The sequence below is a fragment of the Streptomyces sp. Alt3 genome, from assembly GCF_030719215.1.
Classification (GTDB): domain Bacteria; phylum Actinomycetota; class Actinomycetes; order Streptomycetales; family Streptomycetaceae; genus Streptomyces; species Streptomyces glycanivorans.
In genome coordinates this window covers 5,782,739-5,807,522 of record NZ_CP120983.1, presented here as the reverse complement: position 1 = coordinate 5,807,522, position 24,784 = coordinate 5,782,739, and the positions used below count along the sequence as shown (strand labels likewise).

The 24,784-nt window shown below is 70.3% G+C and carries 10 protein-coding genes; 4 read left to right on the top strand and 6 right to left on the bottom strand.

The window, feature by feature from the left end:
• Window positions 1-2,244, top strand: coding sequence for a DUF6571 family protein (locus P8A20_RS25490; RefSeq protein WP_147961378.1), 2,244 nt, complete (start codon window positions 1-3; stop codon window positions 2,242-2,244).
• Window positions 2,245-2,246: 2 nt separating this feature from the next.
• Window positions 2,247-2,840, top strand: a complete 594-nt coding sequence (locus tag P8A20_RS25485) for a hypothetical protein (protein WP_306104304.1) — start codon at window positions 2,247-2,249, stop codon at window positions 2,838-2,840.
• A 309-nt stretch (window positions 2,841-3,149) separates the two neighbouring features.
• On the opposite strand, the gene P8A20_RS38760 is transcribed toward P8A20_RS25485, so the two are convergent.
• The 3 genes from P8A20_RS38760 to P8A20_RS25475 form a co-directional block, all read right to left on the bottom strand.
• Window positions 3,150-3,341, bottom strand: coding sequence for a hypothetical protein (locus P8A20_RS38760; protein ID WP_327380122.1), 192 nt, complete (start codon window positions 3,339-3,341; stop codon window positions 3,150-3,152).
• A gap of 74 nt (window positions 3,342-3,415) precedes the next feature.
• Complete coding sequence (locus P8A20_RS25480; protein ID WP_327436106.1) at window positions 3,416-4,036, bottom strand: LLM class F420-dependent oxidoreductase; 621 nt, start codon at window positions 4,034-4,036, stop codon at window positions 3,416-3,418.
• A 285-nt stretch (window positions 4,037-4,321) separates the two neighbouring features.
• Window positions 4,322-5,095, bottom strand: coding sequence for an SDR family oxidoreductase (locus tag P8A20_RS25475; protein WP_306104303.1), 774 nt, complete (start codon window positions 5,093-5,095; stop codon window positions 4,322-4,324).
• A 229-nt stretch (window positions 5,096-5,324) separates the two neighbouring features.
• Here P8A20_RS25475 and P8A20_RS25470 point away from each other — a divergent pair, with 229 nt between their 5' ends.
• Together P8A20_RS25470 and P8A20_RS25465 are read left to right on the top strand one after the other, a co-directional pair.
• A complete protein-coding gene (locus tag P8A20_RS25470) occupies window positions 5,325-6,131 on the top strand; it encodes a MerR family transcriptional regulator (RefSeq protein WP_306104302.1) in 807 nt (268 codons plus the stop codon).
• A gap of 586 nt (window positions 6,132-6,717) precedes the next feature.
• A complete protein-coding gene (locus P8A20_RS25465; protein ID WP_306104301.1) occupies window positions 6,718-8,298 on the top strand; it encodes a glycosyltransferase family 39 protein in 1,581 nt (526 codons plus the stop codon).
• A gap of 65 nt (window positions 8,299-8,363) precedes the next feature.
• Here P8A20_RS25465 and P8A20_RS25460 read toward each other — a convergent pair whose 3' ends face one another.
• From P8A20_RS25460 to P8A20_RS25450, 3 genes are read right to left on the bottom strand one after another with little or no spacing between them, the layout of a single operon-like run.
• A complete protein-coding gene (locus P8A20_RS25460; RefSeq protein WP_306104300.1) occupies window positions 8,364-9,599 on the bottom strand; it encodes an MFS transporter in 1,236 nt (411 codons plus the stop codon).
• Complete coding sequence (locus P8A20_RS25455) at window positions 9,596-18,877, bottom strand: non-ribosomal peptide synthetase (protein ID WP_306104299.1); 9,282 nt, start codon at window positions 18,875-18,877, stop codon at window positions 9,596-9,598. The genes P8A20_RS25460 and P8A20_RS25455 overlap by 4 nt, the downstream gene beginning before the upstream one ends.
• A 38-nt stretch (window positions 18,878-18,915) precedes the next feature.
• Window positions 18,916-24,525, bottom strand: a complete 5,610-nt coding sequence (locus tag P8A20_RS25450) for a non-ribosomal peptide synthetase (RefSeq protein WP_306104298.1) — start codon at window positions 24,523-24,525, stop codon at window positions 18,916-18,918.
• Between the last annotated feature and the right edge of the window lie 259 nt (window positions 24,526-24,784).

Sequence of the window (24,784 nt, the reverse complement as noted above, 5' to 3'; positions counted from 1 at the left end):
GTGCCCACCTTCGAGCAGCTCCTCTCCGTCCGGCTCGGCCCGCTCGACACCGCGGTGACTCAGTGGACCGAGATGATCGCCAAGCTGACCTCCCCTCTCAAGACCGACGCCTCGGCCATGAAGTCCAAGGCCGACAAGTCCAGCTGGAAGGGCGAGAACGCCACCGTCACCAAGGAGTTCGTCACCAAGACCGCCAAGGAATTCGGTGACGCCGTCACCGAGGCGGAGTCGGTGCGCGACCTCCTCAAGGACGCACACGGCCTCTTCAAGTCGGCCCAGGACGACCTCAAGCACACGTACGAGAACCCGCCGCCGGGCATCACCATCTACCCCGACGGCGTCCTCAGCCATCGAATACACCCCGACCGCAGGTCCAAGGACAGCACCGAACCCCTCGCCACCGAAGCCCAGTTCGAGGCTTTGCGCGGCAAGATCGACGGCATCCTGAAACGTGCCAACGAGGCCGACGAGCTCTGCGCCTGGGGTCTGCGCGCACTGATCCGCAACCACCCCAACGACTTCGGCAGCACCGACCTCGGCGGTGTCGCCGACGCCAGGAGGATGCGCGCCGACGAGAAGCAGCAGGCGGAGAACGGCCGCGAGGCCGCCAAGCTCTACGCCCGCTGGGAACACCTCGACGACGACGAGCGCGAGCGGCTCATCACGCTCGCCGAGGAGGGCAAGGACTCGCCCGCCTTCGCCGAACAGCTGATGACGAACCTCAGCTACCGGGGCCGGGACCAGCAGGAAGCCGTGCTGCTGCTCGCCAGCAGCCTGGAGTCGGGCGGCCGCGACGGCCAGCTCTCCAGCTCCGACGCCCGTCTCTACAAGGCACTGTCCGGCTCACTGGCCACCGCCACCGGCCCCGAGTCCTCGATCGGCTCCCCCGGTGGGATCAACTCGGCCTGGACCGAGAAGCTCATCACCACGGCCCGCGACGGCAACGGCCTCCCCCGTCAGCACCCCGGAGCCATCGGCGGCGGGGCCACGACGCTGAAGGACCTCACGGACCTGATGGCCGCGGACGCGGGCGACAAGAAGTACGACCCGAACGACGAGAAGGCCTCCCCGTACGACAAGGACAAGGGCGACCCGGTCTACAGCGAGGCGTTCCTGACCGAGGTCGGCGACACCATCCGCGACTGGGAGACGGACAACGACGACGCCTACGACGGCGTCATGAAGAACTGGCAGGGCACGCAGGAGGACCCGATGAAGGGCCTGCTGAACGCGATGAGCCGCAACCCCTCCGCCTCCACCCACTACTTCGACCCGAACACCACCGACAACCTCAAGTACTTCATGGAGGACCGCGACTGGCCGGGCGCCGCCGTCGAGGACGAGATGCCCGACGAGCTGAAGCAGACCTCGGCCCGCACCGAGTTCGGCGCCGCGCTGGAGGCCGGTGCCACCGGCCGCGAGCCGGGCAGCCCGCTGCACGGCGTCCGCGCTCACCACGACGACGCGGAGGCCGCGATCTTCGAGCGGGTCCTCAAGGAGTACAGCGGCGAGGACGCACCGAAGAACCAGAGTTCCGTGCCCCTGTCCATGCGGACGAGCGTGGGGAACATGCTCGGGGACTACGCCTCGGACGTCCACCAGATCCTCGGCAAGAACATGGACGGGCCCACCGAGTTCAACAACCTCGAGATCGAGCGGGGCGACCTCCTCCGCATCGTGCGCGGCGCCGCCGAGGACCCCAAGGCGTTCGGTGTCATCCACCACTCGCAGAGTGTGGTGATCGCCGAGGGGATGAGCGGCTACCCGGCGGACTCGTTCCGCCAGGAGGACCCGGAACTGCGCGCCTGGGTCAAGCAGTCCGCGTCGGTGCTCGGCCATCTGGACGGCGTGCGCGGCGACGTCATCTACGACCTCGGCCAGGCGGAGAAGGACGCCAACGGCTGGAACAAGATGATGAACTACCACGTCATCGGCACGCCCCTGACGGCCATCCCCGTCGTCGGCGACGTGATCCAGCGCTCGGTCGACGTGGGCACGGCCGCGTACATGAACGATCTCAACGCCGAGGTCGACGCGGACACCCGCAAGAACATGGTCGACCACTTCGAGAACGGCGAGAAGCAGATGGACGCCATGATGCGCGAGACGGCGATGAAGAAGGGCCTCACGGAGGAGGAACTGGACGCGAGCCCCGGCGAGTACGAGGACCATCTCCAGTCGACCGCCGAGAACTGGTACCAGTACGGCATCGAGGACGCCCAGAAGAAGATGGGACAGCCGTAGCCATGAACAAGAAGTACCTGGTCCTGCCGGCCGTACTCGTTCTCGCGGCGGCGGTCGTCGCGGCGGTCCAACTCTGGCCGACGGAGCTCAAGAGACTGCGCGAGCAGAACCTGTGTCTCGGCATGCTGACGGAGCAGACCGCGGGTCTGCTCCAGGACGGCAAGGGCGGAGAGGTCCTGGCCGACGAGTTCGTCCCGAACAGCTCCGGATCCACAGCCAAGCCGGCGGACCCGGTCTTCTCCACCATCTGCTCCGTCAACCGGCGGAACACCGACGACAAGAACAGCAAGCGGCTCCAGTACACCCTGGACGTCAGCTCCACCGACACACCGGACGACCGTCCGGAGGGCGCCACCGCTGTCGGGAACGGCCTCACGGGCTGGGTGGGCCCGCGACAGAGCGAGGTCCAGCTGCCGGACGGGTGCCAGAAGGAGATGCGGAGGCCCGACGCACGGTACGTCACGGTCACCCTGAAGATCTCACCCGTCGCCATCACCGGGCGGGACTGGGACTACCCGTCACTGATGAAGGACTCGCGGACCGTGATCCTCGAAGCCGTGGAGAACCTGACCACGCAGTACGACTGCGCCGCCTGACCACCCGGACCGCCTGCCGCCGCGCCATGCCGCGCACGGCGGGCGTCCTCATCCAGGCACAGCGGCGTGTTCCGGGCACAGCGGCGTGCGGGCCGGGACCGCGCTTGACCCGATCCGGTCTTCAGGCTGCGTCGTGGGACACGTGGCCGCCTACCTGTTCACGTAGCCGCGCGGCCGACAGGCCGGGCGACTCCGCGGTCCGGTGATCCGCGTGCGGAGGTCAGGGCAGGGAGGCGGCGCGCATCCCGCTCGGTTCGCTGCCGGATGTCTGGCGGACAGGAGCCGGAACCGCTGGAGGCAACGCGGGCTCTACGCCGCTCCGTCTGTCCCGACAGAGTCCGAACGCGCCCCTGCGGGGGAACCGGCACGGTCGGCCGCCGGGCCAGCGGTGAGCGCGGCAAGATCGTCGAGGTCCTGCAGCGGGTCGGGCGCCTCCGTGTCGAGAGGAAAGACGATCCTCTCCACACCTGCTTGTTCGTACCCGCCGACGATCTCAGCCATGGCCGGTCCCACATGCAGGGCCGTCACGGGGACTTCGCGGCCTGCGAGTTCGCGCAGCCGCTCAATCTTCGGCTTCAGCCCGTCGGGCGACCGAGGGTTGGGGAACCAGCCGTCTCCGACCTCCACACCCGGGCGAATGCCTTTTCTCCTCCGCCGACATAGACCGGGGGATGCGGGCGCTGGACGGGCTTGGGCCACGAATAGATGGGATCGAAGTCCACGAATTTGCCGTGGAACTCTGCCTTGTCGTGGCGCCAAATCTCCTTCATCGCGAGAACATGCTCAGTCGCGATTGCGCCACGCCTGGCGGGATCTCCACCGTGATTCGCCATTTCTTCGGCGTTCCATCCGGATCCGATCCCGAAGATGAACCGACCGCGCGAGATCAGGTCCAGAGATGCGATGAGCTTCGCCGTGGTGATCGGGTCCCTCTGTGCCACCAACGCTATTCCCGTCCCGAGAAGCAGATGATGGGTGGTGCCGGCCATCGCGGTGAGTGCCACGAAAGGGTCGATGGTGTGATGGAGGGAGGCCGGGCGATCACCGAAGGGGTACGGCGACCTCTCATCGACGGGGATGTGAGTGTGCTCGGCGAGAAAAATCGAGTCGAATCCCCGCTCCTCGACGGCTCGACCGTACTCGGCCGGGGACATGGTCGATCGGTCCGTGAAGGTGCAGTTCACCCCGAACTTCATTGGTGTTTCCCTTTCTGATCTTTCTGTTTCGCGCCCAGAGGGAGCGGCGGGTCCTACGTCACGGGAGGGCTGCCTGGGCTCGGCCTCCAAGTTGACGCCATGAGCCGACGACAGTCGCCACTGACGCCGGGCGCAGAGTTCACCGGATCAAAAATTCCGTACCGACCGTCACGCTCGTGCGTCTGGCATCGACAGTCGACTTCGCTCCGGGTGCGACGAAGAACCTATTTTCGCTCTCAGCAACCACGATTCCGCTGCCACCCGTTGCACGAGGGACTGCCTGCGTCACACGGCAGGGTTGGCGCCTCCGTCGATGGTGGCGTCGATTCCGGTGATGTACCGGGCTGCGTCGGATACGAGGAATGCCACCAGGTCGGCGACCTCCTCCGGGCGGCCGGGGCGGCCGAGCGGGACTCCACCGAGCGCATCCATGACGATCTGACGTGCTGCCTGGCGGTCGGTGCCCCCGTTCGCCGCGATCTGGTCCATGAACACCTCCGTGCCGGCCGTCTCGATGAATCCGGGCTGGATCCGGTTGACCCGCACGCCCGAGGAGCCGAGTTCGGTGGCCAGCGACTTGCTGTAGCTGCTCAGGGCGGCCTTCGCCGCCGAGTAAGGGACCGTGACGACGTGGGGAAGCCTGGCCCCGAGGGACGCCACGTGCACGATCGCACCCTTGCTCTGCTGGAGGGCCGGGGTGAGTACCCTGTCGATCCGGACCGGGGCCAGCAGGTTCAGAGCCAGGGTCCGCTCCCAGTCGGCGTCGCTGAAACTCGCGGCCGGCCCCATGGGCGCATCGCTGCCCCCGGCGTTGTGGACCACGATGTCGATGCCGCCGAAGGCCTCCAGCACCGCTGCGGCAACGTCCTCGGCGCCCTGCGGTGTGGAAAGGTCGGCCTCCACGAACCGGTCGATGTGCGCGGGCACCCCTCCGGCGGGCTCGCTGCGGGCCGTCGTGGCGACGCGGGCGCCGGCGGCCGCCAGGCGGCGCGTGATGGCCTCGCCGATCCCCTTGGTACCGCCGGTGACCAGAGCGGTCTTCCCTGTGAGATTCTCCATGATGCAACCCGTCCAAGTGCTTCGAGGGCCGTGGACCGGCCCCGCCGCATCCGACGATTGACCTTCCTGTAGGGGGAAGGTCAAACCTGGCTGCGGCGACTGTGACGCACGAGTCCCGCGCCACTGCTCCGCGCACCGTCGCGAACGGTGCGCCGCGCACCGTCGCGAACGGTGCGCCGCGCTCCGCACCTGGTCCCCAGCTCCGCGGCCCGTCCGCGAAGGAGAAGTTGTGACGGCACGCCTCAGCATCGGCGAATTCGCTCTGATGACGCACCTGAGCAAGAAGGCGCTGCGGTACTACCACGAGGTGGGACTCCTGGAGCCGATTCACACCGACCCGCACACCGGGTACCGGCACTACGGCACGGATCAGGTCACCCAGGCACAGATCATCCGCTGCTACCGCGGGATGGACATGCCGCTGCCGGAGGTCAAGGCCGTACTGGCCGCCGAGAGGACCGAGGACCGCAACGCGATCATCGCCACGCATCTGACGCGTATGGAGGACCAGCTGAGGGAAACCGGCAAGGCCGTCCAGACACTGCGTGAACTCCTGACCGGAAGCAGCGGACAACTTGACGTCGAGTTCCGCACGCTGCCCCGTACGCGGGCGTGGGCCCTGACCTCGATGATCAGCCTGGACGACTATTACACCTGGTACGCGGACGCCCTGCGGGAGATCCGCACCGCCTTGCCCCGTGTCGAGCAAGCCCCGCGCGGCCCGCTGGGCGGGCTCGTCACGCGAGAGCTGTTCACCGACGAGACGGGCAGGGCAACGCTTTTCGTCCCCATGGATGTCCCGCCCCCGGCCGACACCCGGCTGGTGGAGATCAGTCTGCCGGCCACCCGCTACGCCGTGGCCGTGCACACGGGTGACCGCGAAGGGGCGGACCGAGTCTGCGGCGCCCTGGGCAGTTACATCATGGAGCGACAGATCGGCGTTCCGGGGCCCGTGCGTGAGCACTACCTCTCGATCGAGGGCTCGGACCCCACGCACACCGAGATCTGCTGGCCCGTCACGGCGGACTCCCGGTAGCCCCGGGCCGGCTCGTGCTGCGGCAGCGGTGCCGGAGGGAATGGCATGAACGGCCCGGCGGTCGGCCGGCGGCCGAGGGTGATCATCTTCTGTCGCGGCAGTGCGGTCATGGATCTTGGTGATCCACAAAGGGATGTCCGGACTGGACGCGCGTCTCCGCATCAGGAGCTGGTCCGCGCCGCCTGGGGCGGCAACTCCGCACGCCCGCCGAGCTGCTGCCTGAGGGGGCTCGATCGCGCCCGCCCCACGGGTCCGGCGTCCGCCGCACGCAAAACGCCCCCGGAGAACGCGTAACCCCGGACCGGCACCGTCGGTACGGCTCACAGCACCGTCACCCGACTGTCCGGGACCGTGTCGAGACGCTGTCTCGGGGTCGGTTGCGACCTCGTGCGAGACGATCCGTGCCGTGCCGCCCACCGGAAGCGGTCCCAGCGCGGTGCTTGTCTGCTGCGACGTGCGCCGCGGCGCTCTCGTTGCCCTCCTGGTGACAGGCAGCTTTTCCCAGAATTCAACATGGTCGCCCGCCCGCAATGCGCCCGAGACAATCCGAACGGCCGAACCCACAGACAGAAGAGAGTGTGGACACGTGGCGACGACGACCAGAATTGTGCCGGGTTCTTCCCAGAGCCCGCCGGCGGCGATTCCCCTACTGAACCGGCGGACGCTCCTCGCCCTCTGCGTCGGGGTGGGTGTGGTGCTGCTGGCCCTGTCGGGGCGGCACGGATATCACGTCGACGAGCTGTACAACCGGGCCACCAGGGAGCACCTCGCGTGGGGGTACGTCGACCAACCCCCGCTGGTCTCGCTGATGGCCAGGGTGGAGACCACCGTGCTCGGCGACACCCTGACCGCGCTGCGCGTGGTGCCGGCACTACTGGCCTGCGTGGTGGTGTGGGTGGCTGCCCTCATCGCGCGCGAACTCGGCGGCCGTGGCGGCGCCCAGCTCTTCGCCGCCGCCGGGGCGGGCGCCTCGGTCGTCACGCTCAACGCCGGACACGTGCTGACCACCAACATTCCCGACCTCGTCGCCTGGGTGACGGTGGGCTGGCTGGTGATCCGTCTGCTGCGCACCCAGGACACCCGGCTCTGGATCGCCGTCGGCGCGGTCACCGGTGTGGGCTTGCTCGCCAAGAACCTCATCGTGTTACTGCTCCTCGCCCTGCTCGTGGGCGTGCTGGCCATGGGGCCGCGAGCCGTCCTGCGCAGTCGGCACCTGTGGGCGGGCGCCGCGCTCGCCACGCTGATCTCCGCGCCGGCGGTGTGGTGGCAGGTGACGCACGGCTGGCCCGCGATGGAGATGAGCGCCGCGTTGAAGACCGCCCTGGGAGAAGACTCCCGGGTTGCCTTCATTCCGTTCCAGGTGCTGATGATCGGCTTGTTCCTCACTCCGGTGTGGATCGCCGGAGTGGTGGCCCTGCTGCGCCGCACGCAGTGGCGGGCGTTCCGATCGGTCGGCCTTTCCTACCTGTTCATGGCGGTGCTGCTGATCGCCATCGGCGGAAAGCCCGAGTACACCGGCGGTCTCCAGTTGGTACTGCTGTCGGCGGGCTCGGTCGTGGTGGTGGAGTGGGCGAACACCACCGTCCGCCGCACACTGGCCGGTACCGCCCTGGTGGGCAACGCGGTGATGTCGGCCGTGCTCATGCTGCCGGTGCTACCGGTCGCGTTGTACGGGTCGAACCCGGTGCTGAAGGGACTGGGGGTCTTCCAGATGGACCAGGCGGCCTGGCCCCAGCTGGCCGAGCAGGTCGGCACCGTCAACCGGTCGCTGTCCCCGCCGGACCGTGCGCACGCCGTCATCTACGCCAACCACTACGGGCTGGCGGGTGCCCTGGACCGATACGGACCGGAGCACGGTCTGCCGCACGTCTACAGCGGCCAGAATTCCTACGCCGACTTCGGCAGGCCCGCCGACGACACCGACGTGGTCATCGCGGTCGGCGTGAACCGCAGGACATTCGGTGTCCTGTTCAGGAGTTGTGAGCCCAGCGGCAAGTTCAGGACCGACCTGCCCGTCGCCGACCAGAACACCGAGTTCCTGGTGTGCCGTGGTCCCCTCGAGCCATGGTCACAGTTGTGGCCCAAACTCACCTGGATCGGCTTCTCCTGCCCGTACACCGCCGAAGCCATTACCGCCAGGAGTGAGAAGGGTTGCTCGCTGACGTGAGCGTCGGGCCCGGACAGGGGTCCTCACGACACGTGGCCGCGCATGCGATCGCATGCGCGGCCGTGTCATTTCAGCGTGGGAAACCGGCGCAGGGCAGGGCTGATAATGGTGCCCACGGCTACGACGACCAGGCAGGCGGACCAGATCAGCAAGGTGCCGCGGCTGTCTCCGTCCGCCATCAGCAGACCGCCCACCAGCGACCCGATCGCACCGGCACCGCCCGCGAAGAGCCCGACGATGCCGCTCAGCCTGCCACGCAACGCGGCCGGAGCGACAGCGAGTTGGTAGGTCATGACCGTCGTGAACGCGGTGGGGATCAAGAACGCGATTCCGCCGAGCACGACGCCGGTCGACACCCCGGTGGGCACCAGCGCCATCACCAGCGTCAACGCCGCCGCGCACCAGGGGAATCCCATGATGATCGCGGGCGCGGGCAGTACGGCGTGCAGCCGGCCCGCGACCGCGGCGCCCAGCAGACCTCCGATACCGAACCCGGTCATCATCATGCCCAACGTGCCGGGGGCCATGCCGTCCTCGCCGGACAGCGCCAGCACGATGGTGATCAGGGCGGAGATGAACAGCTCGCAGCACATCAGCCAGACGAGCGTCGGCCTGATCACCCGGTGTCCCAGCACCCACCGGAACCCTTCGACGAGCATGCCTGTCCTTTCGGACTGTCCCTCGGGCCGCACCTCGGGTTCGGGCCGGGGAAGGCGCAGGAAGGAGAGCACGGCGCAGGACGCCACGAGCAGGACCAGGGCGACCGCGAACGGGGCCATCGGGTCGAAGGCGAACAGGAAGCCCGCGCTGGCCGGCCCCAGCAGCGTGGCGATGTAACGGCGCGTGGTGTTGCGTGCCACCGCCGTCGACAGCTGCGACTCGTGGACGACCTGCGGCAGCGCCGCGTGCTCGGCGGGGTCGAAGGCAGCGCCCAGCAGCCCCTCCACCACCGCGACCACGAACACGTGCGACAGGGAGAAGTGGTCCGCGAGCAGAGCGATCGCGAGGCTCGCCATCGCCACCGCGCGGACGCACTGGCACACCAGCATGACCCACTTACGGTCGAAGCGGTCCACCAGTACGCCTGCCGGGACGTTGGCAACCATGCCCGCCGCCCCGATGACGGCGGCGACGGCTCCCATCCAGGGCGCCGAGCCGGTCGTCGCCATCACCATCAACGGGAACGCGATGAGGCACAGCTGGCTGACCAGTTCGGACACCAGCTGGCTGCCCCAGAGCATGTGGTAGTTGCGGTTGCGCGACAACGGTGGCGCAACCGCAACCTCTGCTTCGGTCGTCATTCAGCCGTCGCTCCGGTCCGGTGGAGCAGCCGCCCCGCGAGCTGAAGCATCTCGACCCGGCCGGTGTCCGGGTCGCGAACGAACCGGCCGGTGTCCGGCACCCCGCAGCCCTCGGTGGTGAACCGCAGGTCCGCGTAGCAGGTCAGCGCGGAGCGCGGCCCGCCCCCGACGGACAGGGTGAACCCTTCGGAGCGCTCCTCGACCACGCACTCCCAGTCGCCGTTGGCGTAGCGCCCTGCGCAGTCGGCCGAGCCCGCGACGGGCGCTCCCGGATCGGACAGTGTCCGCATGGAGTGGTTGGCCACGTCGAGTCCCATCGCGCCGAGTTCCGCGACGAGGTCCTCCCACAGCCCGGAGCCGGTGCTCGCGTTCGTGACGAGCGCCACCGCCGTTCCGGTGGCGGCGTCGAAGCGCAGGTGGGACCAGGTGCCGTCGCCGCTGCCGTCGTGCCCGTTCCAGTCACCGTCCGCGCCGCGGTACACGGACCAGCCGAGCCCCCAGCCGTCGGCGAGGCCGAACGGCCCGACGGCGATGTCGCCGGTCCGGTCGTCGAGCATCGAGTCGGCGGCCGCGGGATCGAGCACGGCCCGGGAAGCGGTCCGGTCGTGCACACGGGCCAGCTGCACCAGGTCTGCCGCGTTGGCCGCCAGCGCCGCGGCCGGCTCCTCGACCTGGGTGAAGTACTGCTCGGGCACGAGGAGCACGCGGTCGCTCACCACATGGCCCTGTGCCATGGGCCTCCTGCCCGGCTGCCCGTTGTACGCCGCCGTGATGTCGAGCGGGTGCAGCAGCATCGACTCCACGACGGTCCGCCAGTCCTTGCCGGTCAGCACTTCGACCAGCCGTCCCGCGAGTACGTAGCCGACATCGGAGTAGGAGAAGGCGGCGCCCGGCGGGTGCATCACGGCGGCCTCGCCACAGTGCCGTTCAACCCACTGTCGCCGGTCCGTGCTCGGCACCCGTTCGTCGATCGCGGCGACCAGCCCCCCGGTGTGGGAGAGGACCTGCCTCGCGGTCAGCCGGCCCACCGGGCTCGTGACGGAGAGCTCGGGCAGATACGCGCCGATCGGGGCGTCGAGGTCGAGGCGCCCGTCGGCCGCCAGCAGCTGCACGGCCAGCGCGGTCACCGGCTTGGTCAAGGAGGCGATGGGGAACGCGGTGTCCGCAGTGACCGGCAGGCCGCTCCCGGCCACCCGCTCACCCGTCTCGACGACGGTCGACCGCCCCGCGTGACGCACGGCGAGCTGCGCGCCCGGCACCCGGTGCGTGCGCGCAAGCTCGGCCAGACGGGCGGTCAGGAAGGCGTCGCTGATGACAGGGCCCATGGTGCCGGTCGCCGCCGCGTTCCCGGAGGCGACCCCTTCGGGCGCGCTCTGCTGGAGCACGGCCGGCCCGGCAACCTGCGGCTGCCCGCCCGCGGGCGCGTCCGTGGTGGCCTCGGCTCGCACGGCCACCACCGCCAGACGTTCGATGGTCGGGTGCGAGAACAGGTCCCTCGGCACGACGTACCACCCGGCACGCCGGGCGCGGTAGGCCACTTGGACACAGAGCACCGAGTCCCCGCCCAGCTCGAAGAAGTCGCTGGTCACATCGATCTCGTCGACCGGGCGGCCGAGCACGTCCGCCCAGACACCGGCGAGCGCGGCCTCCGTCGCATCGCGCGGAGCGATCCGCCGGGCGCCGCTGCCGGCCACCGCGTCCGGGGCCGGCAGCCGTCGCCGGTCGGCCTTTCCGCTGGGCGTCAGCGGGAAGGTGTCCATCGCCACGAAGAAGGCGGGCACCATGTACTGCGGCAAGGCTTGCCTGGCGTACGCCTTCAGGTCCGCCGCCGTGGGTGGCGCGTCCCCGGCCGGCACGACGTACGCCACCAGCTGCTTGCCGACCGGCCCGTCCCCGCGCGCCACCACGACGGCCGAGCCCACCTGCGGGTGGGTGTCCAGCAGCGTCTCGATCTCGCCGAGCTCGATCCGGAATCCCCTGATCTTGACCTGGTCGTCGACCCGGCCGATGAACTCCAGGTCCCCGTCGGCCCTCCATCTGGCCACGTCGCCGGTGCGGTACATCCGCTCGGCGGGCGGGCCGAACGGATCGGCCACGAACCGGCTCGCGGTCAGGCCCGCGCGGTTCGCGTAGCCACGCGCCACCCCCGCACCGGCGATGTACAGCTCACCCGGTACGCCGGGGGGAACCGGCTGGAGACCGGCGTCGAGCACGTAGATCCGGGTGTTGGCGATCGGTCTGCCGATCGGCGGCGCACCCGTCGCGCCGCGCGCCAGCTTCGCCGCGGTCGACCAGATCGTCGTCTCGGTCGGCCCGTACACATTCGTCACCGACGGCGATCCGGCGGTCAGGGCGTCGGCCAGTTCCGCGGGCAACGCTTCGCCGCCGACGAGCACCCGGATCCGGGCGAGCACGTCCGCTGCGCCCTCGGCCACCCCCCGCCACAGGCTCGGTGTCGCCTGCATCACCGTCACGTCATTGCCGTGGACCACCCGGCGCAGCTCCTGCGGGTCGTGGACCACTTCCTTGTCCGCGAGCACCACGGTCGCACCGCTGATCAACGGAACGAACAGCTCCAGGTGCGCGATGTCGAAGCCGACGGTCGTCACGGCCAGCAGCCGGTCGTCGTGGGTCATCGCGGTCCGCTCCCCCATGTCCTGCACGAAGTTGCGCAGGTTGCCCCGGGTGACCACCACACCCTTGGGACGGCCGGTGGAGCCGGACGTGTAGAGCATGTAGGCGGCGTTGTCCGGGCGCGGCGGTACGGGCAGGTCCGGCTTGGTCGTGAGGTTCCCCGCCAGTGCCGCAGCCGCGTCGGGGTCGGTGAGCGAGAGGGACGGTGTGCCCTCCGGCAGGTCGAGTACGGTCGCATCGCCGGTCAGTACCAGGGCCGGGGCCGCGTCCCGCAGCATGAACGACAGGCGTTCGCGCGGGTGGTCCAGGTCCAGTGGCAGGTAGGCGGCGCCCGTCTTCAGCACCGCCAGCATGGCCACCAGCAGGTCGGTCGTCCGCGGGCAGGCCAGGGCGACGAACTGCTCGGGGCCGAGCCCGCGCGCCACGAGGTGGCGCGCGAGCCGGTTCGCGCGGGCGTCCAGCTCGGCGTAACTCAGCGCGGCATCCCCGTGCACCAGGGCGGTGCCCGCCGGGGTGGCAGCCGCCTGCTGCTCGAACAGCTCGACGGTGGTGGCCTGTCCGGTCTGCCGGGAGGTGGCGTTCCACTCGTGCAGCACGACGGACCGCTCGGCCGCAGGCAGCATGGGCAGCCGTGCGATCGCCTCCTCGGCGTGATGGGCGAAGGCGTCCAGCAGGGTCGCCAGGCGCTCGGCCATCCGCTCCACCGTGTCCCGGGAGAACAGGTTCGGGTCGTAACCGACGCGCAGGTGCAGCTCGTCGGTGGTGTAGGCGGTGAGCGTGAGCGCGTAGTTGGTGTCCTCCGCGCCCTTGCTCTCGCGGACCACGAGCCCGTGCCGGGAGGCCGCGTCCCGGTCGTGGGGGAAGCTCTCGAAGATGACGATGCTGTCGAACAGACTCGAACCCCGCGGCACCTCGCTCCATGTGCGCACCTGCCCCAGCGACACGTGCTCGAACTGCCGGGTCGCGACCTGTTCGTCCTGCATCCGCCGCAGCCACGACACGAGGTCGAGACCGCTGTCCAGGCGCGTCCGTACGGGCAGCGTGTTGATGAACAGACCGACGATCTCGTCCGCGCCCGCCAGTTCCGCGGGCCGGCCGGACACCGTCGCGCCGAAACACACATCGTGCTCACCGCTGTGCCGTGCGAGCAACAGGGCCCACGCGCCCTGCACAACGGTGTTCACCGTCAGCCGGGCGCTCCTGGCGAACTCGTAAAGTCGGCGTGAGCGCTCGGCGGGCAGCCGCAGGTTCACCTCGCGTGAGGACCGGGAACCGTGCGCGACCAGTGGCGCCCGGTCGAACGGCAGGGGCGTGGCCGCCGTGAAACCCGCCATCGCACGGCGCCAGTGCGCCTCGGCCGCGGCGTCATCCTGCTCGGCCAGCCACTGCACGTAGTCCCGGAACGGAGGGCGCGGCTTCTGCGCGGAGGGCGCCGAGCCACCGAGCGTGGCGTGTTCCTCGAAGACCTGCGCCAGCACGTCGGCGAAGCTCCAGCCGTCCAGCAGCAGGTGGTGCGAGGACCAGAACACCTGGACGCTCTCCGACGACAGCCGGGCCAGGGTCAGCCGCATGAGCGGTGCCTCGGCCAGGTCGAGTTCCCCCGTGTGAAGGCTCTCCCACAGCGATTGCGACCGCGCTCGGCTTTCCTCCTCGGACAGGTCGGTCCAGTCCAGGTGTGTCACGGGCAGTTGTACGCCGCGACGGACGATCTGGAGAGGAACGTCCAGACCGGATCCGAACACGGCGGTGCGCAGGATCGGGGTGCGGTCCACCACGCGCTGGAACGCTTCGGCGAGCCGGTGCGCGTCCTCGACCCCGTCCAGCACCGCGGCGAAGTGGGTGAGGTACACGTCGCTGTCCCCACCGTCGAGCGAGTGGAAGAGCATGCCGCTCTGCATCGGGGTCAGGGGGTAGATGTCCTCCACCGCGCGGCCGTCGCCGACGATCCGGTCCACTGCCGCCTGGTCGAGGCCGGCCAGCGGGAAGTCCGACGGGGTGCAGCCGCCGCTGCCCGGCCGGGCGCAGTGCTCGACGATCTGCTCCAGTGCCACGAGGAAGCCCTCGGCCAGCTGTGCGACCGTCTCCTCACGATGGACGTTGCCGGAGTACTCCCAGCCGAACTCCAGCCGGCCGTCACGGACCATGCCGGTGACGTCGATCAGGCACTGCCGGGCCTGGTCGGGGCTCCGGTCGGGCACCGGGTTCTCGCACCAGCCGTGGAAGAGCCCGCCGTCGCCGGTGTCGGCGTCGAAGCGGCCGTGGTAGTTGAACCCGACCTGGCACTGGCGCCCTTGGCCCAGTGGGCCCGGCGCGCCCAGGTACCGCAGGGCACCGTAGCCCAGGCCGCGGGACGGTACGGCACGCAGCTGTTCCTTGACCACCTTCAGGGTGGCTCCCCATTCCTCACCGTCGGGCAGCTCCAGCGCCACGGGAAACACCGTGGTGAACCAGCCGACGGTACGCGAGAGGTCGACGTCGTCGAACAGGTCCTCGCGCCCGTGGCCCTCCAGCTCGACAGGCACGGTCCCGCCGGCCCATTCCCGCAGTACCCGGGCGAGGGCGCTGAGCAGTACGTCGTTGACCTGCGTCCGGTACGCCTCGGGCACCTTGCGCAGCAGCGCGTCGGTGAGGTCGGAACTCAGCCGCCGGGTCAGGGTGCGTGCGGAGCCGACGGTGTTGCGTCCCTGGAGGTCCACCGGCAGCGTGGCCGCTTCCACGGTGGCCCTCTCGACCTCGGACCAGTACCCCAGCTCCGCGTCGAACCCGCCTTCGGCCACCAGGCCGGTGAGGCGGTGCGCCCAGTCCCGCAGCGATGTGGACTTCGCGTCCAGGCGCACCTTCTGCCCGCTCACCGCCTGCTGGTGTCCCGTCTCCAGATCGGCCAGGATGACCCGCCAGGAGACCGCGTCCACGACGTAGTGGTGCGCGCAGAGGAACAGCCGGGGAGCCCGGCCGCTGCCGAGGGTGAACAGCAGGCCCCTGAGCAGCGGAAGGTCTCGGATGTCGAACCCGGTCTGCGCCTTGGTGATCGCCGCGCGCATCGCCTGGTCCTGCGCGGCTTCGTCGAGCGCGGACAGGTCGACGGCCTCGAACACGGTGCCGTCGGCCGCGGCCTCGTTGCGCTGCCGCCACACCCCGTCGGCATGCTCGACCCGGAGGCGCAGACCGTCGTGGTGGTCGAGGACGGCGGCGAACGCCGCGCCCAGCGCGTCGGCGTCGACCTCGGCATCCAGTTCGAGGTACAGGGACTGGTTGAAGTGGCCCGGTGCGTCGGGGAACTCCTCGAAGTACCAGTGTTGTACGGGCGTCAGCGGCACCGGCCCGGTGACCGGTCCCTGCTCGACGTCGGGCGAGGTCACCATGACGACCTCGCCCGCCAGCTCGGCGATGGTCTGGCGCAGGAATATCTGCTTGGTGGTCAGCCGAAGGTTCGATCGCCGGGCGAGCGACACCACCTGGAGGCTGAGGATCGAGTCACCGCCGAGGTTGAAGAAGTTGTCCTCGACGCCGATGCGGTCAGGCGCCACGCCCAGCGCCTTCGCCCAGACGTCGACGAGCACGGCTTCGACCGGGGTGCGCGGCGCGACCCGGCGGGACAGGTCGGCCTCGGGCTCGTCCACCACGGCCAGGGCACGCCGGTCCAGGGTCCCGTTCGGGGTCATCGGCAGCTCGTCGAGAACCACGATCGCCGAAGGCACCGCCTGGCTCGGAAGGTTGGCGGCAAGGAACGCCCGGAGTTCGGCGGGGTCGGGCGCCCGCGTACCGGCGGGCACCACGTAGGCGAACAGCCGGTTGTGGCCGGAGTCGGACCGGCGCGCGACCGCCGCCGCGGTGGCCACCTCGGGGTGGCGGGTCAGCGCGGTCTCCACCTCACCGAGCTCCACCCGGAAGCCGCGGATCTTGACCTGGTCGTCGGCCCGGCCGAGGTACTCCAGGTTGCCGTCGCCGCGCCACCGCACCACGTCCCCGGTGCGGTAGAACCTGCCGGTTTCCGGCCCGAGGACGTCATGGGGGAACCGCTCGGCGGTCAGCTCGGGCCGGTTCCAGTAACCCTGGGCGATGCCCCCGCCGCCGATGAAGAGCTCACCGGGCACCCCGATCGGCACCGGGCGGCCCAGCTCGTCCACCACGTACACGCTGGTGTTCACCATCGGCTTGCCGATCGGGACGATCGGCGAGGGCTCGACCGGGTCGCCACCCAGCGCGAATATCGTGGCGTCGATCGTCGTCTCGGTCGCACCGTAGGCGTTGACGGTCAGCGTGTCGGGGCCGACGTGTTCGAGCAGGCTGGCGCAGTCCTCCGCCAGCCAGCCCTCGGCACCCAGGGAGAGCAGCCGCACCGACTCCAGGCCGCCACCGCCCCGCCAGGCCAGCTCGGTACTGATCGCCCTGGCCAGTGATGGCGTCGTGGCCAGGATCTGCGGCTGGACCTCGGTTATCAGGTCCGCCAGCGCGGGCGGGTCGGTGACCACCTCCGCGGGGCACACCACCATCTCGCCGCCGAAAAGCGCGGAGAACAGGAAGTCGCCGAGGAACAGGTCGACGCCGAAGCTGGCCACGCACAAGGCCCGGCCGCGGATCCCGTCCAGCCCGTACCTGGCGTTCCAGGACCGCAGGATGTGGTGCACGTTGCGGTGGCTGATCTGCACACCCTTGGGCCTGCCGGTCGTACCTGACGTGTAGATCACGTAGACGAGATCGTCCACGCCGACCCCGGTCCGCGGCGGCCCGTCCGGCAGGGTGTCGATCAGCGGCCGGTCGCGGTCGAGGTACACCACTGCCGCGTCATGTCCGGCGACCCGGTCCGCCACGGCGGTGTCGGTGACCACCACCGGCGCGGCTGCGTCGGCCAGCATCATGCTCAGCCGCTCCGCCGGATAGTCCGGGTCGAGCGGTACGAAGGTCGCGCCCGACTTCATCACGCCGAGCAGCGCGACCATCGCGTCCACGCCGCGCTCGACGCACACGCCGACCCGCGTTCCCGGCTCCGCGCCCAGGCCCCTCAGGTGGTGCGCCAGCTGATTGCTTCGGGAGGCCAGCGCGGCGAAGGTCAGTTTCTCGCCCGCGCAGCTCACCGCCACCTCGTCGGGGGTGAGCGCGGTCTGCTCGTCGTAGAGCTCGTGCACGCACCGGGGCGGGCCGAACTCCACCGTGGGACCGTTCCACTCGACGGTCAGCCTGTGCAGTTCCGTCTCGGTGATCATGGGCAGGTCACGCATCGGCCCGTCCGGCCGCGCGGCGAGACCTTCGAGCAGGGTCAGCAGGTGCCCGCCCATCCGCTCGATCGTCGCCTGGTCGAACAGGTCGGTGCTGTACTCGACATGGCCGGTGAGTTCACCGTCGTGCTCGTGGAAGTCGAAGGAAACGTCGAACTTGGAGACGTGTGTCGGCGGGGCGATCTCCGTGACCCGCAGGCCCGGCAGTTCGGCCTTTCCGTCCAGCGCGTTCTGGAGGCTGACCATCACCTGCACCAGGGGGGACCGACTCGGGTCACGCTCCGGCCGCAGGGTGTCGACCAACAGCTGGAACGGGACTCCGTCGTTGGCGAACGCGTCGAGCACGGTGGAGCGGACGTCGCCGAGGAAGTCGGTGAAGGACCGTGATTCGTCCACCTGGGACCGCAGGATGACGGTGTCGCTGAAGTAGCCGATGAGATCGTCCAGTTCGGCCCGGCCGCGGCCTGCGGTCACGGAGCCCACCGCGATGTCGCCCTGCCCCGAGTACCGGGCGAACAGCAGCTGACTGGCGGCCACCAGTGTCATGAACAGTGTGGAGCCGTTGCGCGCGCCGAGTTCCGTCAGCCGCCGGGTCAGCGGTTCGGGCACGGTGATCTCGTGCACCTCGCCCGCGGTGCCGAACACCGGGGGCCGCGGGCGGTCCGTCGGCAGCTCCACCGGCGGCAGCGCGGCGAGCTGCCGCCGCCAGTAGTCGACCTGACCCGCCACGTCCGGGCCGGCCAGCCGTTCCTGCTGCCAGACGGCGAAGTCGGCGAACTGCAGCGGCAGGTCCGGCAGCACGACCGTCTCGCCGCGCACCTGCGCCGTGTACCGGGTGCAGAGCTCGTCGACCAGGATGCCGATGGACCAGCCGTCGCCGACGATGTGGTGCAGGCCCAGCACCAGCACGTGCTCGTCCGCGGCGAGGCTCACCAGTGTCACCCGGAACAGCGGACCGCGGCGCAGGTCGAACGGCGTGGCCCCCTCGCGCTCCAGGCAGTGTTCGAGTTCGGCCGCACGCTCGGGCTCCGGCAGCCCGGACAGGTCGATGATCTCGACCGGCACCCGGCCGGGCTCGTGCACCACCTGGAAACCGTGGCCCTCGACATCGCCGATGGTGGTGCGCAGCGCCTCGTGCCGCTCGACCACGCCGTCGAGGGCCGCGCGCAGCGCCTCGATGTGGAGTTCGCCGGTAAGCCTCAACACCCGCGGCGCGTTGTACTCGACGCTGCCGGGGTTCAGTTCGGCCAGGAACCACAGCCCTTTCTGGCCGGCCGACAACGGCAGCGCACCGTCCCGGGGTGCCGGGGTGATCGAGAGCTCCTCGGCGGCGGACCCGGCCTGACCGGCGAGCTGCCGCATGACGAGCTCCCGTACGTGGTCGGGAAGCTCCGACAACCGGTCCTTCGCGGCGGATGGCAGTTCCATGCTGTTCTCTCCCATTCAGAGGTGCGGGTCCGGCGCGGTCAGGTCTGAACTGCGGCCGTCTCCAGCACCCGGGCCAGGATCCGGTCGTGGATGGTGGCGGCCAGAGCGGCGATCGTCGGCTCCTCGAAGACGTCCCGGGGGGTGATCTCGACGCCGAATGCGGTACGCATCCTGGCGGTGGTACGAAGGCTGTTGATCGAGTCCCCGCCGAGGGCGAAGAAGTTGTCCGCTGTGCCGACCCTTTCGATGCCCAGCACTTCCGACCAGATCCGGGCCAACGCCTCCTCGGTCGGGTCCCTCGGGGCGACGTATTCCGCACCCGCGCCGTCCTGACGGGTCGGCGCGGGCAGCGCCGACCTGTCGAGCTTGCCGTTGTGGTTGAGCGGCATGTGCTCCAGCAGGACGACCGCGGACGGGATCATGTAGTCGGGCAGTGAGGCGCCGAGGTGGCGGCGCAACTCCTCCGAAGTCGTCGCCCGCGTCATGGGCCGGCCCACGACGTAGGCGACGAGTCGCTTGTCGCCTTTGTCGTCCGGCCACACGGACACCGCGGCCTCGGCCACCCCGTCGTGGCGCAGCAGTACGTTCTCGATCTCGCCGGGCTCCACCCGGAACCCGCGGATCTTGACCTGGTCGTCGGCGCGCCCGACGAAGTCCAGCATGCCGTCCGGGCGCCATCGGACGACGTCACCGGTCCGGTACAGCCGCGCCCCGGGAGGGCCGAACGGGTCGGCGACGAACCGCTCGGCGGTCCTGGCCCGGTTGTCGACGTAGCCTCGCGCAATGCCCACGCCGCCCACGTACAGCTCGCCCGGCACCCCGATCGGCACCAGGGACAGCCGGTCGTCGAGCACATAGGCCCGGGTGTTGGCGAGCGGCTTGCCCAGCGGCACGCTGTGGTGGCCCGCGCCCGGCTCGACCTCGAAGAGGCTCACCGTCACGCCTGCCTCGGTCGGCCCGTAGTTGTTGATCACTCGGTGGTTGCGCGCCCAGGCCTCGGCCAGCTCGGGCACGACCACGTCGCCGCCGACCCGGATGGTGTCCATCCCTGGCAGGGAGCCCGCGCCGAGCGACGACAGGACGGTGATGGGGATGGATGCCGTGGTGACCTCGCCCGCGAGCATGTGCTCGACCAGGTAGGCACCGTTGCGTGCGACGTCCGGGCGCGGCACGACCATGGTGCCGCCGGCGGCCCAGGTGGTGAACAGGTCCTGTACGCCGGTGTCGAAGCTCATGGAGCACAGCTGGAACACCCGGCTGCTCGGCGTGAGCCCGTAGGGCCCGACCACCGCGGTCACGGTGTTGTAGAGCGAGCGGTGTTCGACCATCACGCCCTTGGGCCGGCCGGTCGAGCCCGAGGTGTAGACGACGTAAGCGAGGTCGCGGGCGCTGCCCCGGGGTCCGGGGTCGGTGACCGGGTAGGTGGTGATGACCGGCAGGTCGCGGTCCAGGAACACCAGGTCCGCATCGGTTCGGGGGAACCGGTCGCTGCCGCGCTCATGGGCCAGCACCACGGGCGGGCGGGTCTCGGCCAGCGTGACGGCCAGCCGGTCCGCCGGGTAGTCCGGGTCCAGCGGCACGTACGCGCCGCCCGCCTTGAGGATGCCGAGGATGGCGACGAACAGGTCCAGGCTCCGCTCGATCGCGATGCCCACCAGCACGTCGCTCCCGACGCCCCGCTCGATGAGGTAGTGGGCCAGTTGGTTGGCCCGTGCGTCCAGCTCGGCGTAGGTCAGTCGCTGGTCGTCGAGTTCCACCGCGACCGCGTCCGGGCGCAGCCGCACCTGCTCGGCGAACAACTCGTGTATCCGGTGCTCGACGGAGTGACCGGCGGCCGTATCGGCGACCTCGCCCATGACCACCCGGTGCTCGGCGGGCGAGAGGGCCGGCAGCTCGCCAAGGGTCCGCCCGGGGTCGTCGGCGAACGCCTCCAGCAGCGTCCGCAGGTATTCCGCCATGCGGCGCACGCTGTCCGCCTCGAACAGCTCCGGGTCGTGGTGCAGCCGCATGGTGAGCCGGTCACCGGGGAGGACGACGACGCCGAGCGCGGCACCCGCGCCGACCTCGGTGTCGAAGTGGCTGAGTTCCAGACCGTGCGCGGTGAACGCCCGCTCGTCGAAAGGGTAGTTCTCGAAGACGATGATGCTGTCGAACAGGCTGTCCCCGGCGGAGAGGCCGCTCCACGACTGCGCCTGGGTCAGTGACACGGCCTCGAAGTCCCGGGCGCCGGCCTGCTCCTCCTGGAGCCCGGCCAGCCAGGACACCAGGTTGTGCCCGCTGTCCACCCTCGTGAGGACCGGCAGCGTGTTGACCAGCATGCCGATGATGGAGTCGATGCCCGCGAGGTCCGGTGTCCGGCCTGACACCGTGCCGCCGAAGCAGACGTCCTGGCCTCCGCCGTAGCGCGAGAGCAGCAGCGCCCACGCGCCCTGCAGCAACGTGCTCATGGTCAGCTTCGTCCGCTTGGCCATCTCCCCGAGCCGTGCGGACAGCTCGGGGGCGATGTCCACCTCCACCCACTCGGTCGCGCGCGGCCGGTAGTCCGGCGCGGCCGGGCGGTCGTAGGGCAGCCGGGTCGGCACGGTGAAGTCGCCGAGCACGCCGCGCCAGTACGTCTCCACCGCGGACTGGTCCTGCTCGCCCTGCCATCGCACGTAGTCCCGGAACGGCACACGGGACAGCGGTGCCGCCCCCTCGCCGTCGCGCAGCCGCGCGTAGTCGGCGGCCACCTGGGCGAGCAGTTCGGCGCCGCTCCACCCGTCCATCACGATGTGGTGGACGGACCACAGCACTCGGACGCTGGAGTCGGTGAGCCGGATGATCGCGACCCTGGCCAGTGGTGCGGCGGCGAGGTCCGTTCCCGCTGCCCGGTCCGCGGCGCGCAGTGTGTCCCACCGCTCCCGCCGTCCGGACTCCGGCAGATCGCGCCAGTCGTACTGGGTCACGGGCAGGGTGGCCTCGGCACGCACCACCTGCACCGGGTTGCTGACGTCGGCCCAGACGACGGCGGTGCGCAGAACGGGAAGCCTCTCCGCCACCCGCTGCCAGGCCCGGCGGAGAAGATCCGGTTCGTCGACGTGGTCGAGCACCAGGTCGAACTGGATCAGGTGCAGACCGGTGTCCCCGGTCATCAGCGCGTCGAAGAGCATCCCGCTCTGCATCGGGGTCAGCGGGTAGACGTCCTCGACGGTCCCGCCCTCGGCGAGGCGCTCGGTCTCGGCTGGGGTGAGGTGGACGAGCGGTCCCTTCGCCGGGGCGTCGGAGGGACCGCCGTCCGCACGGGTGGCGGCCTCGGCCAGTTCCTCGATGGTCGGGGTGAGGAAGAAGTCCTTGGCGGTCAGCCGGATGCCGTGGGGCCGTACCCGGGAGACGACCTTGATGGCCAGGATGGAGTCGCCGCCGACTGCGAAGAAGTTGTCGGTCACGCTCACGCGCTCGACGCCGAAGACCTCGGCCCACACCTGGGCCAGCAGTCGCTCGGTGTCCGTCCGCGGCTCGACGTGGTCCGCCGTGGACAGCAGGTCGGCCTGCGGCGCCGGCAGCGCGCGGCGGTCGACCTTGCCACTGTTGGACAGGGGCAGTACGTCCATGGGGACGAACCAGGACGGAATCTCGTAGCTCGGCAGTCGTGCGGACAGGGCGTCGCGCCATGCCTCGACGTCGGCCTCGTGGCCGTGTTCCGGCACGACGTAGCCGACCAGGTGCCGGACACCACGTATCTCGCGTACGACGACCGCGGCGTCGGTGACACCGCCGAGCGCGGTGAGCGCGCTCTCGATCTCGCCGGTCTCGATGCGGAGGCCGCGGATCTTGACCTGGTCGTCGGCCCGGCGCAGATAGTCCATCGTCCCGTCGGCGCGCCACCGGACGACGTCGCCGGTGCGGTAGAGCCGCTCGCCGGCCCGGAAGGGATCGGCCACGAACCGTTCAGCGGTCAGTGCCGCCCGGCCGAAGTAGCAGCGGGCCAGGCCGTCGCCCGCGATGTACAACTCGCCCGCCGAGCCGACAGGCACCGGGCGCAGCCACGCGTCGAGCACGTACAACCGGGTGTTGTCGGTCGGCCGTCCGATCGGCACCGCGCCGGAGCGCACCTGCTCCAGGGACAGTTCCTGGAGCAGCGCGTAGGTGGTGGCCTCGGTCGGTCCGTAGGCGTTGACGACCAGGGTGCCGGGGCACTGCGTCATCACTCGCTCCAGCGCCTCCGCCGAGGGCGCCTCGCCGCCGGTGATCACCGTGGCCGCGCCGGCGAAACAGTCGGGCGCCTCCTCGGCGAACAGGCGGAGCAGTGCGGAGGTGAGGAATATCGCCGTCACGCCGTGCTCGGCGATCAGCTCGCGTATGAGGGCGGGCGTCGGCTCCTGCGTCGCGACGACCATCTCACCGCCGGTCAGCAGCGGTACCCACAGCTCGTAGGTCGAGGCATCGAAGGCGTGCGACGAGTGGAACAGGACGCGCCGGTGCGCCGCGGCGCGCCAGCGGTGGTCCCACGCCAGGGCGACCACCGCGGCATGGCTGACCGCGACGCCCTTCGGGATCCCGGTGGAACCCGAGGTGAACATGATGTACGCCAGATGACGGGCGTCCGGAATCCGCTCGGGGTCGAGGGCCGGCTGACCCGCGGTCGTGGCCGCGTCGTCCACCACCAGCACCGGGACATCGGTCACGGCGGCCTTGGCCGCCATGGCCTGGTCCGTCAGCACCAGCGCGGCGTCGACATCGGCCAGCACGAAGCGGATCCGGTCCTCGGGGTAGGCGGCGTGCAGCGGGACATAGACTCCGCCGGCCTTCAGCACGGCCAGGATGGACACGACCGCGTGCAACGACCGGTCCAGCAGGAGCGCGACCCGTGACTCCGTGGCGACGCCCTCGGCGAGCAGGCGGTGGGCGAGCCGGTTGGCCCGCTCGTTCAGCTCGGCGTAGGTGAGCCGCTCATCGCCGCACAGCACGGCCGTCCTGTCCGGGGAGAGCCGCACCTGTTCGGCGAAGATTTCCGGCAGGCTGCGGTGCGCCGGGAACTCGTGTCCGGTCTCGTTCAGGTCGATGAGCATGCGGTGCAGCTCGTCGCCGGACACCAGCCGCAGCTCGGAGAGCGGCCGCCCCGGTCTGTCGACCACGTCCTCCACCAGAGTGCGGAACGCCTCGGCCATCCGCTCGACGGTCGCCGCGTCGAACGCGGCGGGGTCGTGGTCGACGCACACCTCGAGGCCGCCGTCCACTTCGGCGAACCGGAGCACGACGTCGGCGACGGCGAACTCACCGGGCAGCGTCGTGGCGCCCACCGCGTCACGGGCCCCGCCGAGGAGGCTGTCGATCGGGAGCCTGCTGTCGACGGTCGCGTGCAGTACGACCGGCGCGCCGTCGTCCTTGGTGGACCGCCCGCGGACGGTCGCGGTCACCTCGTCCTGACCCGCGTAGACCGCGGACAGCACCTGGCCGGCGGCGGCCAGCGCACCGAACAGCGTGCCGCCGGCTGCTTCCGCGAGCCGCCGCAGACCCGACGTGAGCGCGCTGTCGAGCGTGAACCGGTGCGTCGCCGTGGCCTCGGCGAGCGCCACCGACCGTGGACGGTCCATGGGAAAGCGGGTCAACGCCTGGTCGACGACCGGGTCCGATGCCGGTCCTGCTCCCGGAACCCCCTCGTGTGTCACGTGGCCTCCCTCTACGGTCTGGGCGTCACTTCCACAGCGGAAGCCGTGCCGGCCGCCAAGTCTTTCCAACGGGGCACGCCCCAGCTACGCACTTGAGCGAAGGGCGAAACAGGGCGGTCAGCAGGCAATGTGAGTACGGGGACCGCTGCCGCCCGCACGGAGCAGCGCCGATCATGCCCGGCCCGGACCCGGTCGAGGCTCGGTCCCGGAGGTCCGATGGCGCCGCCGGATGCCCGGCGGCGCCATCGCTTGCTCCCGC

Bases quoted from the DNA above. Each gene is read 5' to 3' on its own strand.
- P8A20_RS25485 (WP_306104304.1), top strand. From the start codon at position 2,247: ATGAACAAGAAGTACCTGGTCCTGCCGGCCGTACTCGTTCTCGCGGCG.
- P8A20_RS38760 (WP_327380122.1), bottom strand. From the start codon at position 3,341: ATGGCTGAGATCGTCGGCGGGTACGAACAAGCAGGTGTGGAGAGGATC.
- P8A20_RS25480 (WP_327436106.1), bottom strand. From the start codon at position 4,036: ATGAAGTTCGGGGTGAACTGCACCTTCACGGACCGATCGACCATGTCC.
- P8A20_RS25475 (WP_306104303.1), bottom strand. From the start codon at position 5,095: ATGGAGAATCTCACAGGGAAGACCGCTCTGGTCACCGGCGGTACCAAG.
- P8A20_RS25460 (WP_306104300.1), bottom strand. From the start codon at position 9,599: ATGACGACCGAAGCAGAGGTTGCGGTTGCGCCACCGTTGTCGCGCAAC.
- P8A20_RS25455 (WP_306104299.1), bottom strand. From the start codon at position 18,877: ATGGAACTGCCATCCGCCGCGAAGGACCGGTTGTCGGAGCTTCCCGAC.